The following is a 14042-nucleotide window of genomic DNA, read 5'->3' as shown; positions in this document are numbered from 1 at the left end:
TGCTCCCTGCTCCCTGCACCCCTGCTTCTTCCCCCACTCCCCATTAAAATTAGTAAAGAACTAATCAGGAGAATTTATGCGCTTATTACATACAATGCTACGGGTAGGCAACCTGGAAGAGTCTTTAAAATTTTACTGTGATCTCCTGGGTATGAAATTATTGCGGAGAAAAGACTATCCAGGCGGAGAATTTACCTTGGCTTTTATCGGCTACGGTGACGAAAGTGATAACAGCGTCATCGAACTAACTTATAACTGGGGAGTAGAAAAATACGACTTGGGTAACGCTTACGGTCATATTGCCCTTGGCGTTGATGATATTTACAGTACCTGTGCAGAAATTAAACAGCTTGGCGGTAAAGTCACGCGGGAACCAGGGCCAATGAAACACGGTTCTACAGTAATTGCTTTTGTGGAAGATCCAGATGGGTATAAAGTTGAACTGATTCAACTGAAAAATCAAACTTCAGCCGCACCACAGGACTCAGCCGAAAAACTGGTAACCAAATAAGATATCTGCCCAAATTCCCAGACTTGATGATTTTCTTGTGGAACAGGCATCTTGCCTGTTCTGGGCGATCGCATTTGCGGAATTTCCCAGCCAGTGATCCCTTACCAGTGGATAAATCCCAACTAACTAGGAATTACGAACTACACAGAATCTAGCAAAGTTCCCGCATAACGATAATTTCGTTTTAAATTAGAGATAGAAGTAAAGCGTCAAACTGTTACCAATTAAGAATCCCAGATTGCCACCGCAGTTACACGCTGATATACATTGTTAATATTTGGATAATGTTTTGGGAGGTGGATACTGGAAAATTATCAAAATGAGGTAACACTATTCTCATCCGCAGCTACTGTCTGAATACTTCTACCTCCTTCCCAGTTCCTCATCCCAGCCACTTTCCTAAAAATCCTAAATCTAAAATCCTTAAAAATGCAGCCTACAGATCCCAATAAATTTACTGATACAGCCTGGGAAGCAATTGTCAAATCTCAGGATATAGTCCGTGCATATCAACAACAGCAACTAGATGTTGAACATTTAATTATTGCCCTTTTACAAGAACCTACCAGTTTAGCTATCAGGATTTTCGCTCGCGCTGAAGTTGATCCCGTCCGCTTGCAACAGCAATTAGAAGCATTTACCCAGCGTCAGCCGAAAGTTGGTAAAAGTGATCAGCTTTATCTTGGTCGTAACTTAGATGTTTTACTCGATAAGGCTGAAGAAGTTAAGGTGAGGATGCAGGATGCCTACATCTCGGTAGAACATATAATTTTGGCTTTCGCTGAAGATGAACGTATCGGACGGCGGATAATGAAAGCTTTTAACGCGGATAGCGCCAAGTTAGAAGCCAATATCAAAAGTGTGCGCGGTAGCCAAAAAGTGACAGACCAAAACCCAGAATCTCGTTATGAAGCTTTGCAGAAATTTGGTAGAGATTTAACAGAACAAGCCAAAGCAGGGAAGTTAGACCCAGTAATTGGAAGGGATGACGAAATTCGCCGGGTAATTCAAGTATTGTCTCGCCGGAGTAAGAATAACCCCGTGCTGATTGGTGAACCTGGGGTGGGTAAAACTGCGATCGCCGAAGCGTTAGCACAGCGTATGGTAAATGGAGATGTCCCAGAATCTCTGAAAAATCGCCAGTTGATTTCCTTAGATATCGGCAGTTTAATTGCTGGGGCGAAATTGCGGGGCGAATTTGAAGAACGTCTGAAAGCAGTCCTCAAGGAAGTCATAGAATCTAACGGTCAAATTGTCCTATTTATTGATGAACTGCACACCGTTGTGGGGACTGGTTCGAGTCAACAAGGGGCGATGGATGCCGGAAATTTACTCAAACCCATGCTGGCGCGGGGAGAATTGCGGTGTATTGGCGCGACAACATTAGATGAATACCGCAAACACATTGAAAAAGATGCGGCCTTAGAACGGCGTTTTCAGCAAGTATTTGTGGATCAGCCTAGCGTAGAAAATACCATTTCCATTCTCCGGGGATTAAAGGAACGCTACGAAGTTCACCACAATGTGAAAATTTCTGATTCAGCTTTAGTCGCTGCGGCTACATTGTCAGCCCGTTATATTGCTGACCGCTTTTTACCAGATAAAGCCATTGATTTGGTCGATGAAGCCGCCGCCCAGTTGAAAATGGAGATTACCTCCAAACCCGCCGAATTGGAAACCATTGACCGCCGCTTGATGCAGCTAGAAATGGAAAAGCTATCATTGGCTGGGGAAGAAAAGGAAACTGCACCAGCTAGGGAGCGTTTTGAGCGCATTGAGCAAGAAATTGCCTCTTTAACGAAAAAACAGCAAGAATTTAATGAACAATGGCAAGGGGAAAAACAGCTATTAGAGGCTATCAGTACTTTAAAGAAAGAAGAAGATGCTTTGCGGGTGCAAATTGAGCAGGCAGAAAGAGCTTATGATTTGAATAAAGCTGCCCAATTGAAGTATGGCAAATTAGAAGGCGTGCAGCGCGATCGCGAAGCCAAAGAAGCCCAACTTTTAGAAATTCAAAACCAAGGTTCTACTCTGCTGCGAGAACAAGTCACAGAGTCGGATATCGCCGAAATTGTCGCCAAATGGACAGGTATCCCCGTAAATCGTCTCTTGGCATCAGAACGGCACAAATTACTGCAACTAGAAACTCATTTACATCAACGAGTCATTGGACAACATGAAGCCGTATCAGCCGTATCCGCCGCAATTCGTCGCGCCCGTGCGGGAATGAAAGACCCCGGTCGTCCCATTGGTTCATTTTTGTTTATGGGACCCACAGGGGTAGGTAAAACCGAATTAGCCCGTGCATTGGCACAGTTTCTCTTTGATTCCGATGATGCTTTAATCCGTTTGGATATGTCCGAGTATATGGAAAAACACTCGGTTTCTCGTTTAGTGGGCGCGCCTCCGGGATATGTGGGTTATGAAGAAGGCGGTCAACTTTCCCAAGCTGTGCGCCGTCACCCTTATTCGGTGGTGCTGTTCGATGAAGTAGAAAAAGCTCACCCAGATGTATTTAATATTTTATTGCAGGTGTTAGATGACGGCAGAATTACTGACTCACAGGGAAGAGTCGTAGACTTCCGGAATACAGTCATAGTAATGACTAGCAACATCGGTAGCGAATATATTTTAGACGTTTCCGGTGATGATACCAAGTACGATATGATGCAGACACGGGTAACAGATGCATTGCGATCGCACTTCCGCCCCGAATTTCTCAACCGCGTCGATGATATCATCATCTTCCATGCCCTCAGCCGTACCGAGATGCGCCATATCATCCGCATTCAACTGAAGCGGGTAGAAAAACTGCTGCGAGATCAAAAAATCTCCTTTGAAATATCCGCCGCCGCCTGTGATTACTTAGTAGAAGCCGGCTATGATCCAGTTTACGGCGCACGTCCCCTGAAGCGGGCAATTCAGCGAGAAGTAGAAAACCCTCTGGCTACCAAATTATTAGAGAATACATTTATCCCTGGAGACACGATTTTCATCGAGAAAGAAGAACAGGGTTTAAGTTTCAGTAAAACCATGCCCGTTAAAGTCATAGTTTCACCATCTTCTGTCAAGGTTTTAGAGTGAAAAAGTTTGTAGTGGGGGCTTCAGCCCTCATGCAATCATCCTACTCAATAATTTCTTCATATTGATTGGTGTCATCTTCGGGCAATTCCTTGATTTCCATCAACACATTCGCCAAAGTTTTTTCATCTAGCCATTGATGACGTTCTTTGGTATAATCTGCTTTACCGGGATGGAAATATTGAATAAATCGAATAGTATCGGCAACTCCCAGAGAATTGATTAAGGCATCGTAGCCCTGTTTGATAATTTCATTTTGGGTTTTCATCATTGCTGTCCTCGGCTTGTATTACTTCCGCCAGCCATTGAACCGGATTATTGATATTGACGTTAATTAATTGAGAATTTATTTGGGCTTTTTTGAAGAGTCTATCATCTGTTGTCAGAAATACATCAGCCTGACTTCTTTCAGCACTAGCGATGTGTGTGGCATCATAGCTGGAGAATCCTAATTTTTGCAGTTCGGCTGCTCTATCTTCAATGAAGGGGCTATGAATAACTTTGATTTTAGCAATTAAGAGTAATTTTTTGACGTTTTGTAGTCTTTCTAAATCAGGTGTTTGGTTTAATTCCGCGATTAAAGCACTGCTGTTGATAAGTTTCCAAGTCTCTGATTGACATTTATTCAGAATTGTGATAATTGCCTGTGCTTCTAAATAAATACGAGATTGTGTCTGGTCATCAAACGGACGATTCAAACAACAAGCATCAAGATAAAGTTTATATTGTTGACTCATTGTGTTTAAAGCCAGTAATTTTGCCGCAGAACCAACCCGTAATCTGCTTTTGATTTGTGTACTCGTAAACTTCGACAAAACCCATCAGTATTCTGGCTCATATTCCTATTAATCTACCAGGAATACGGAAATCCGCATATAGCATGGCGGCAAACAATCCTAAAAATCAGGTGCGATCGCCTGGATAATACCTTTAAAATCCTAGTTGGTATCATGCCATGCTGGCTTGTAACTGCCACAAACATAATTTCAGTTCATTAAATCAAAATTACCAATCATGTTAGAACAAGGCACCATCAGTATTCATACTGAAAATATTTTTCCCATTATCAAGAAATCTCTCTACTCAGACCATCAAATATTCCTGCGGGAATTGGTATCCAACGCCGTAGATGCCATCCAAAAGCTGAACATGGTATCCCGCGCCGGTGAATTTGCGGGAGATATCGGTGAACCAGAAATCCAACTTGCTATAGACAAAGACAAAAAAACCCTTTCCATTACCGATAACGGCATTGGGATGACCGCCGAAGAAGTGAAGAAATATATCAATCAGGTAGCCTTCTCTAGCGCCGAAGAATTTATTCACAAATATGAAGGCAAATCAGACCAACCAATCATCGGTCACTTTGGTTTGGGTTTCTACTCCTCCTTCATGGTGGCGCAAAACGTCGAAATTGATACCCTCTCATACAAAGAAGGGGCGCAAGCCGTCCATTGGACTTGTGACGGTTCCCCAGCCTTCACCCTCTCAGAATCACCCCGCACCACTCGCGGGACAACTATCACTCTCACCCTCGCAGGCGAAGAAGAAGAATTTTTAGAACCAGCACGAATTAAGAATCTTGTCAAGACATACTGCGATTTCATGCCAGTGCCAATTAAACTGGACGGTGAAATATTAAACCAGCAAAAAGCACCTTGGCGCGAATCTGCCAATAACTTGACTAAAGAAGATTATTTAGAATTTTACCGCTATTTGTACCCATTTCAGGAAGAACCATTGTTATGGGTGCATTTAAATACTGATTACCCCTTTATCATCAACGGGATTCTGTATTTCCCCAAAATGCGCCCCGATGTTGATGTCACCAAAGGGCAAACCAAGCTATTTTGCAATCAAGTTTTTGTCAGTGACAACTGTGAAGAGATTGTCCCCCAATTTCTCATGCCTATGCGGGGTGTGATTGATAGTACAGATATTCCCTTGAATGTGTCCCGGAGTGCATTACAAGGCGATCGCACAGTCCGCAAAATCGGCGACTATATAGCCAAGAAAGTAGGCGATCGCCTCAAAGAATTGTACCGTGAAAACCGCGAACAATACATCAGCGCCTGGAAGGATCTCAGCACCTTTGTTAAATTTGGTGTCCTCAACGACGAGAAATTTAAAAAACAAATCCAAGACATCATCGTCTTCCGCACCACAGCTAAACTCCCAGAACCAGCCGCCACCCCAGCCGTAGAAGTCCAATCTTCCGAAGGCGATGCGTGGCAAGATGTCCCCTCAAACACATCCAGTCTCCCATATACCACCCTGAAAGAATACTTAGAACGTAACAAAGAACGCAACGAAAACCGAGTATTTTACAGCACCGATGAAACCAGCCAATCCACATACATAGAACTGCACAAAAATCAAGGCTTAGAAGTCCTATTTATGGACTCCTTCATCGACACCCACTTTATCAACTTCCTCGAACAGGAATACTCCGAGGTCAAATTTACCCGCGTAGATTCAGACTTAGATAACACCCTCCTAGAACAAGACAAAACCGGGGAAATCGTAGACCCCACCACCAACAAAACCAAAAGTGAGGTCATCAAAGAACTATTTGAGAAATCCCTCAACAAACCCAAACTGAACATCCGTACCGAAGCCTTGAAATCCGACGACCCCCAAGGAACACCACCAGCGATCGTATTATTACCAGAAATTATGCGTCGTCTGCGGGAAATGAACGCCATGATGCAACAACAGAATGCAGATTTTCCCGAAGAGCATATTTTGTTAGTCAATACTGCTCATCCCCTGATTCAAAACCTCGCAAGTTTCAACCAAAGTAGTATTATCCAGGAAGATGGTCAGTCATCGACAGATCCATTAGTGAATATGATTTGTCAACACGTTTATGATTTAGCGCTGATGACTCAAAAAGGATTTGACGCAGAAGGAATGAAATCCTTCGTCGAGCGATCCAATGACGTGCTTACTAAGCTGACAGAACAAGTTAGCAAGTAAAAATAGCCAATTGATCACCGTTGAATTACTGAAGAAGTCTCCCCTCTCCTTAGTAACTACCGTGTACACACAAGTGATCGAATCGCCCCCTAACCCCCAATTATGGGGGAACAAGAATTTTCAAAGTCCCCCAAACTTGGGGGATTTAGGGGGCGAAACAGGCTCAAACGCAGGCAGGAAGGACTTGTGTGTAGACCGTAGCTCCTTACTAAGGAGAGGGGTTGGGGGTGAGGTTCTTCGCCCTTAGAAAGTCACAGAGGGGTTGGGGGTGAGCTTCTTCGCCCTTGGTGTGCTATGTAGTCATCAATCGAACACAAACAAATCCCAGAGTCCGCGCAGTCCATACTAACGACTTCTCGCCACGCCAAACAGCTAACACCGAATCGGGACTAGAATAGAAAGGTTGTATTGAAATAGAAATTTGGAGATAGTTGCTATGTCTCGTCGTTGCGAACTAACTGGTAGAAAAGCAAATAACGCCTTTGCAGTTTCTCACTCTCACCGCCGTACCAAACGCCTCCAGCACGCCAATCTGCAAAACAAGCGTGTTTGGTGGGCTGCTGGAAATCGCTGGGTGAGAATGAAACTGTCCACCAAAGCCATCAAAACTCTAGATGCTAAAGGCTTAGAAGCAATGGCTAAAGAAGCTGGTATTAATCTGAATCATTACTAAACTTTTGAAATAAGAGAATAGTTAGCCCAGAAACCTCCCCATATGCGGGAGGTTTTTAGTTTTTTCATCTTATAGCAACCGCCAAGGAGGTTAAGACATAAACGGATAATCAAACTTAGACACCAAAAGGGTTTTAACCCACTCCCCACTCCCTACTCCCTACTCCCCAGCTATACTTTGTTTTGATTTGATATGTTTTTTTGCATAAATGGGTAACATAAGTAAACTCCGCCCTATATTTATAAACTTGACTGCTGTAGAAATACAGACTTGCAAAATACAAGTAAAATCACGGAGTTACTAAGTTCATCCTTAATGAATTAAATATCTCACAAAAATCAGTATTTTCCTTAAAAGCTAAAAACTTTATAGATGATATAACTGACACAAGCATTAATAAAGTTTTGATGATGTATTCACTGTGGAGTTAGCTCAATATAGCAACAAATTGTCAATAAAAATTAAAACCATGCCTGCCGACTCATTCATCAGGCATAAATCAGAACTCACCAAACAATTTAACCGCAAGAATCACTTGACAGGAAAGCATCTATGTCACAAAAACGCCGTCTAGTCAAGACAATAACCAATATTTTCACCCGAATTGGCAGAAATTCTATATCTGCAATTAAAAAGAGAATCGTCTGGCTACTGCGAACATTATTCGTCACCAAGAAACGACCAAGTTCGGCAAATGCTGGTTTCGTGTTGCCCACGGTGGCAATGGTATCAATAGTAGTGGTTCTGGTTACCACAGCCATTACATTACGGTCATTTAACCGAGCGCAAAATGCTAGTAATGTCCGTGTAGATCAAGCTGTTTTGACAGCTGCAACTCCAGCACTTGATCGAGGTAGAGCCAAATTAAGTAAGCTATTTCAAGACAAACGCTTACCAAGAGCAACACCAACCGATAAAGCATTAGACGATGTTTTGAAAGCATATGTAGAAGAATATACATTAGGTGACGAAACACCACTGAAGCTGACATATACCGATAATAACGTCACAGAGTCCAAACATTAGCTGACGTAGGAGATACAAGCCGGGATGGAGAATGGGAATTAGACGCAGCTAGAGTACCATCAGATCCCACAGAACCAGTTGGTGGCTTGCGAGTCGTTACTGGTGCCGGGATTTATTTACATAGAGATGCCGAACCTGATCCTACTCGTTTCGTTCAAGTAGTCAAAACCATTTGGCCAGATACAAGTCCAGTACCTCTATTCAATCCCCTCACTAACACGATTAAGCATATTCGACCATATTGGATGTATTCCGGGCTCATTTCAGACCCCAATAAAGACCCCTCATTAATCACCTATAAACGGCGTAAAATTCAAGATGACCCAATCTCAACAGGTATAAATGAAGAAGCAGATACTCCATATCTGCAAATGCGGGCTACGGCAGTTTATCACTACAAATCGGCTGGATACGATGCACAAAATCCCAGACCGATAGCTTGTGTAAGTAGTTACTATAATCCGACCAACAGCATTACAGCTAGTAACACAAAAAACTTTAAAGGTTTAGTCTTACCCCCTGCGGCAGGTATCCCCCAAGTTGAGGAGAAGGATATACCGACTAATTTAGGTTTAACCAAGGACGATTTATCCAACAACGGTATAGTCTACCCACCACCTCCATCTGGAGATCCTAACTCTAAGGAGAGGGCGGTGCTAGAGTACCAAGCTCAATTAAAATATCCAAATGGACGGTTGATTGATGATGGACTAATGGCAAGAGCGCTAGCCAAAACAGCCGCGAATCGCACTCTTTCCGAGCAGTCTGCTATTGATGCTCAACTTTGCGCCATTAGAATCGGATACCCAGACTACTACGCAGGTTTTACACCTGTCACTAGCAACCCTGTCATTCCTCACGGTGCAATTAGAGAAATCACCTTCTTAGCTCCCAGAGAAGTGAAGGCAAATAGTCTTAATCCACTTCAAAATGCTGCTCAATATGATGTGCCTGTTAAAGACAGACAAATCATCGAAACTCGAGCTACAGTCCTAGACCTAGACCTACTCCGCAAGAAAACCATCGGTGCAGGTGGCCCAGCCCAAGAATACTTACTACCCAATAGTGGTCTGATCTATGCCACTCGTGATGATGCCTTGCCAGATCAGAGTGACTTTGTTAATCCTGACGGTACTAATAATCTGAACGGGAGTCTCGCAAATAGTGCCTTAGACTTTAAAGTTGATCCGACTCGTCGTCCTAACGCCATTATGCTCGTCAACGGTTCAGAACTGTTGAGAGTAGAGGATTACCGTGATGCGGAGAAAGGATTCATTTTAGCTACCAATTTGCCGGCCTATGTTAAAGGCAACTTTAATCTACATACGAAAGAGGAGTTCACGCAAAAGCTAACACTTCCTGGTTGGAATAATTTCTACACTCGTAGCACAAAAGATCCTAATTTTGCTTGTCGTCCAAAAGACCCGAAACGGCTGGAAAATGGGGTTGATACTTGTCCCGTTGGTGATAAATGGCGACCTGCTACTGTGTTGGCTGATGTTGTTACCTTACTCTCTGGAAACTTTATAGAAGGATTCCGTAATCAGGGTGATTACGACTGGAGTGATCAGTCAGGATGGGAAGATGTAACAGTCAACCCTGCCCCAGTAGTGCCTACTGCGGATAACTTTCGTAAGTTTTCATTCATTCCTAAAGACATCAGCCTGGATGGTTATTCAACAGTTAATAACTTTGTCACCCAAGCACCCTGGGCTGATAACACCGCGAATAGTAGACCTAGAGGCGACTATTTCAATTCCTACTTGAATAACTTTGTGACACCTATTGCTCTGAGGGTGAGACCAGGGGCATACCTCACAGAAGTTTGTCCTGTAAAAAATGTCAATAAACTGACTGGAACAGGAACAGTAAGTCTACAAGGAAGCGCAGACCAAACAGTAAATGTAGCAACTTATTGTAGCAATCCTAACAACTGGACTATTCAGACATCCTGTGGTAACGGTGGAGGCAATACCAATGAGAAGGGTCAAATTGTTGGTAAAAATGGAGATCCCGATAACAATAGGCTGAAAACTGGATATGTCTTCGACGATCCAGAAACGTTTAAAACTGAAAATAACAAAGGCCCCAAATGTTTCGATGACGATGCTCCCCGCAGAATAGCCTTTGCGAGAAATGCAGATGGAACATTAAAAACACCGGTTCAAGCCCTTGGTGTTAATACAAACGGGAAAGTTGCTGAATTTAATTTTCTCAATCCTGGCAACAACATCTTGCAACCACCTAACAACGTCTCTATCCCTCTGTTAAATCCAGTTGTAAATCCTGCTGGCAATATCACAGCACTGAATCCACCGATATTGCAACTCAAACACCCTCAGGCTACTCCTACTAATCTAACTGCCAATGGCAATGCCGCACAAGGGGATAACTGGTTACAAATAGGGCAGGAAACCACTTTCAATTTAATTGTGGCCGCCGGAGATAACCCCATACGTCCTAAAGTCACTGTTAACAACGAAAATGTTGATTCCGAAGATAACGGTGGTCTACATAATTTTGTCCGCTTTATGCAATACTGGGACGGCGTAAATACCAATATTCTCGGTTCGTTCATTCAGGTGAAAAAGAGTCTCTATGCCACAGGTCCATTTCAGACATCTTTTACCACCAACGGCAACGATCCACGTAATTATAGGATTTCGATTAGTAGCGGTATCGGTACTGGTTACACTGCTCCCAGGAGACAGTGGGGTTATGATGTAGCATTGCTGTCTCAATCCCCTGACTTATTTGCCCAAAAGCTGGTATTAGGCTCAAATTCACCAAGTGAATATTTCCGGGAAGTTAGTCGAGATGACAAATGGGTAGAGTATTTGTTATGTGGTAAAACAAACCTTCAAAATCCTCAATATGCCATCCAAGATGTTCAGCAACGTCCCGCTATCTGCAAAACCTAAAATTGAGAACCTGGTGATAAGTCATGATTAAACGGAAACCACAGCAAAAAACTTCATCTTCCAGTGATTCGGGTTTTACGATTATTGAGTCAGTTTTAGGGGTAGTTGTCGTTGCCATTTTATTGGCTAGTGTATCTCCCTTGCTGGTCTTCTCAACAGCAACCCGTGTCCAATCTCGACGGGCAGAAAAAGCAACTCAAGTCGTAAATACATTGATTACTGCTTTGAGAACTAGCTCAATTAAAGCCCCTGGTGAATTCAATGCAGCCAACAAAATTCTATTAGAAGCAGCAACCGCAGCCGAGCCTAGAAATTTGGCAGACAATTTAATTAGTTTGGCACAGATGCCAGTTCCTGCAAATGCGAGCAATTTGTATCTCGTTAAAAAAGATGAGAGCATTTGCCACACTAGTCAGACTGGTTGTACCTCACAAAGCAAATTTGAGGAATATTACATTCAAGCACGTCAACTTATAGTCACAGGAAGTGCAGCCAATGACGGTTATCGTCTAGCCGTTCGGGTTTATCGAGGAGATGTTGATTTTACTAAACCTCTCTTAGCTAGTGATGTTAGCATCCAAAAAACAGCGTCAGTTGTGACTGCGGGAGTGGGTAACAGACAAGCACCACTAATTGAAAGAACAGTGGATATTGCCAATGGTCGCACTTCCTTTGAGGCTTTATGTCAGCGTCTTGGTATAGTACCTGCTAAGGACGGAAATAACCAAAACTGTCAATAATTAGCCAAGTGGTGATTTGAAGTACAGACTTTTTGGCGTTGCTGATTGAAAGTATGAATTTGTTTCACGCAAAGGCGCAAAGGCGCAAAGGAACAAAGAAAAAGAAAGGTAATTTTGGTATTTGATATTTTGATTCAGCAACGCCAACTTTTTTCTAGTGGAAAAAAACTGACAATGTATAAGCTGTGGATATTTACTAAAAGGAGCAGACCAAGATGATGAAGATAATCCAATTTGTTCTGAAGAGCCAAATCAAAAGCTCCAAAGTTAGGCAAAAGCCTAGTGGTTTTACTCTGGTTGAATTGTTAGTCGCTTTGGTCATTGCATCTTTAATCATCACACCATTATTAGGCTTTATGGTTAATGTGCTGACTACAGACAGCAGGGAGCAAGCTAAGGCCAATTCTGAGGAAGAAATTCAAAATGCTCTCAATTACATTTCCCGTGATATGGAGCAGGCGGTGTATATCTATGATGCTGATGGACTGGAAGCAATAAAATCTGAATTACTTTACCCCGGTGATGCGGGAAAGTCACCCATACTAGTTTTTTGGAAACGAGAATTAGTTCCTAAAGTCATAACAGCATTTGATGGGTCAGCAGATGATGCTTTTGTTTACTCTTTAGTTGCGTACTATTTAATCAAAGATGCTACTCCTAGTGCTACTTGGTCAAAGGCGGCTCGCATCGCTAGATGGCAAATTAAAGATGGTGTAAGAGCTAGTACAGGTGGTGTAACTTGTCCAGGATATAGTGCTGATCTCAAATATGTGAATAGTACCAACTGTCCCGATCCAGGTTTTTTACCTTTTAAAGAGACGGGAAATTTAACAGAGGGGATGAAAGCATGGAAAAAAAATGCAGGTGTAGCTTATACTAACCCTTCTAACGTTTTGATTGACTATGTTGATCAAACCCAAAATCCGCCAGGACTAAACGCTACTTGTCCTCCTAATTCCACAGATCCTCAAATTACATGGTCAGCAGTAACACCAGCAAATAATATAACAGGGTTTTATGCTTGTGTAGATACAGCCAATACAACAGCACAGCTATTGATTAGAGGTAATGTACTGGCTCGTATTCAAAACGATGTAAATAAAATCAATTACACTGCTGGTAATCAAACTTATTTCCCGACAACCAGTGTAAGAGTTAAAGGACGGGGATTCTTAGTTAGGTAAATATTTAAAATCAAAGGAGCAAACAATGGCTGCTGATGACATAAGAGAAAAGTTGAATATCAAATTATTCCCAAGCAAACTACGAGTTTTAGCATCTGAATCCAATCAGCAAGATGCTGGTTTTACATTGATCGAACTCCTAGCCGTGCTAATTATGATGGGAATTTTAGCTGCGATCGCTGCTCCAGGATGGCTGGGTTTTGTCAATAGACAACGGGTAAATAAAGCTAATGAAGCTGTTTTATCTGTCTTACAACAAGCACAGCGAGACGCTAAAAAGCAAAAGCTTAATTACAGTGTGAGTTTTAGAACTAATGGTAATATTTCCGAAGTTGCCGTTTATCAAGTTACAACGCCTCTTCCCAACCCACTTCCTTGGCGTAAATTAGGCGAGAGTGTAGATATTAAACCTGACAAAATCGCCCTTTTAACAAATCTGACTGATACCAATAAAACTGATGCGACTGGTGCTTTAAATGTAAATTACAATTATTTAAATACTGCGAAAACTATTACCTTTGATTACACGGGAAGTTTGCCAAAGGCTAACTTTGGCGGAGTAAATGGAAATGACGAAACCAAAGGCTTAAAAATTGCTGTAGTTCTACGCGGTGCTGGTAATTCTGCATCAGCTAATGATACGAAGCGCTGTGTGATTGTGAAAACTCTTTTAGGCTCAACGATAACAGAGAAAGATAATAAATGTAATTAAATCAATTGTCTTTTGCTAAAACTAAATGATAAAATTCAGTAAAAATACGGTATAAAAAACTGCTCCTAGATAGCAAAATAAAAACGTAATACCAATTATTTGTGATGCTGCATATTATTTCGACCCCACCCCTAACCCCTCCCCGCAAGCGAGGAGGGGAACTGGATTTCGGGTTAAATTCTATTTATGCATCTTTATATTAAATTGGTATAAGG

The 14042-nt window shown here is 42.3% G+C and carries 10 protein-coding genes and 1 pseudogene; 9 read left to right on the top strand and 2 right to left on the bottom strand.

Annotated elements, in window-relative coordinates:
* The first annotated feature begins 76 nt into the window (after nucleotides 1-76).
* Both gloA and clpB read left to right on the top strand, forming a co-directional pair.
* Nucleotides 77-511: a lactoylglutathione lyase gene (gloA, locus tag AACX33_RS01640; RefSeq protein ID WP_194002752.1), complete on the top strand. Its 435-nt coding sequence runs from the start codon at nucleotides 77-79 to the stop codon at nucleotides 509-511.
* Nucleotides 512-940: 429 nt separating this feature from the next.
* Nucleotides 941-3595, top strand: a complete 2655-nt coding sequence (clpB, locus tag AACX33_RS01635; protein WP_194002750.1) for an ATP-dependent chaperone ClpB — start codon at nucleotides 941-943, stop codon at nucleotides 3593-3595.
* A 40-nt stretch (nucleotides 3596-3635) separates the two neighbouring features.
* Here clpB and AACX33_RS01630 read toward each other — a convergent pair whose 3' ends face one another.
* Nucleotides 3636-3860 carry a hypothetical protein gene (locus tag AACX33_RS01630; protein WP_194002837.1) on the bottom strand — a complete coding sequence of 75 codons (225 nt, stop codon included), beginning with the start codon at nucleotides 3858-3860 and terminating at the stop codon, nucleotides 3636-3638.
* The gene (locus AACX33_RS01625; protein WP_194002748.1) at nucleotides 3844-4329 is read right to left on the bottom strand and encodes a PIN domain-containing protein; all 486 of its coding nucleotides are present in this window, start codon (nucleotides 4327-4329) and stop codon (nucleotides 3844-3846) included. Before AACX33_RS01625 ends, AACX33_RS01630 begins: the two co-directional genes overlap by 17 nt.
* A 277-nt stretch (nucleotides 4330-4606) precedes the next feature.
* Between AACX33_RS01625 and htpG the strand changes: the two genes are divergently transcribed.
* From htpG to AACX33_RS01590, 7 genes and pseudogenes are all read left to right on the top strand, one after another.
* Nucleotides 4607-6571: a molecular chaperone HtpG gene (gene htpG, locus AACX33_RS01620; protein ID WP_194002746.1), complete on the top strand. Its 1965-nt coding sequence runs from the start codon at nucleotides 4607-4609 to the stop codon at nucleotides 6569-6571.
* A gap of 436 nt (nucleotides 6572-7007) precedes the next feature.
* Nucleotides 7008-7244, top strand: coding sequence for a 50S ribosomal protein L28 (gene rpmB, locus AACX33_RS01615; protein ID WP_194002744.1), 237 nt, complete (start codon nucleotides 7008-7010; stop codon nucleotides 7242-7244).
* A 552-nt stretch (nucleotides 7245-7796) separates the two neighbouring features.
* A complete protein-coding gene (locus AACX33_RS01610) occupies nucleotides 7797-8270 on the top strand; it encodes a hypothetical protein (RefSeq protein WP_322744545.1) in 474 nt (157 codons plus the stop codon).
* A gap of 41 nt (nucleotides 8271-8311) precedes the next feature.
* Nucleotides 8312-11191 (top strand): annotated as a pseudogene (gene hpsA, locus AACX33_RS01605) (hormogonium polysaccharide biosynthesis protein HpsA); the annotation flags it as partial.
* A 23-nt stretch (nucleotides 11192-11214) separates the two neighbouring features.
* The gene (gene hpsB, locus AACX33_RS01600) at nucleotides 11215-11931 is read left to right on the top strand and encodes a hormogonium polysaccharide secretion pseudopilin HpsB (protein ID WP_194002742.1); all 717 of its coding nucleotides are present in this window, start codon (nucleotides 11215-11217) and stop codon (nucleotides 11929-11931) included.
* Nucleotides 11932-12146: 215 nt separating this feature from the next.
* The gene (gene hpsC / locus AACX33_RS01595; protein WP_322744544.1) at nucleotides 12147-13115 is read left to right on the top strand and encodes a hormogonium polysaccharide secretion pseudopilin HpsC; all 969 of its coding nucleotides are present in this window, start codon (nucleotides 12147-12149) and stop codon (nucleotides 13113-13115) included.
* Between the two features lie 25 nt (nucleotides 13116-13140).
* Nucleotides 13141-13827, top strand: coding sequence for a pilus assembly FimT family protein (locus tag AACX33_RS01590; protein ID WP_194002740.1), 687 nt, complete (start codon nucleotides 13141-13143; stop codon nucleotides 13825-13827).
* Nucleotides 13828-14042: the final 215 nt, after the last annotated feature.

The sequence above is a fragment of the Nodularia sp. LEGE 04288 genome, assembly GCF_963896525.1.
Classification (GTDB): Bacteria; Cyanobacteriota; Cyanobacteriia; order Cyanobacteriales; family Nostocaceae; genus Nodularia.
This window is presented reverse-complemented; position numbering and strand designations above follow the sequence as displayed.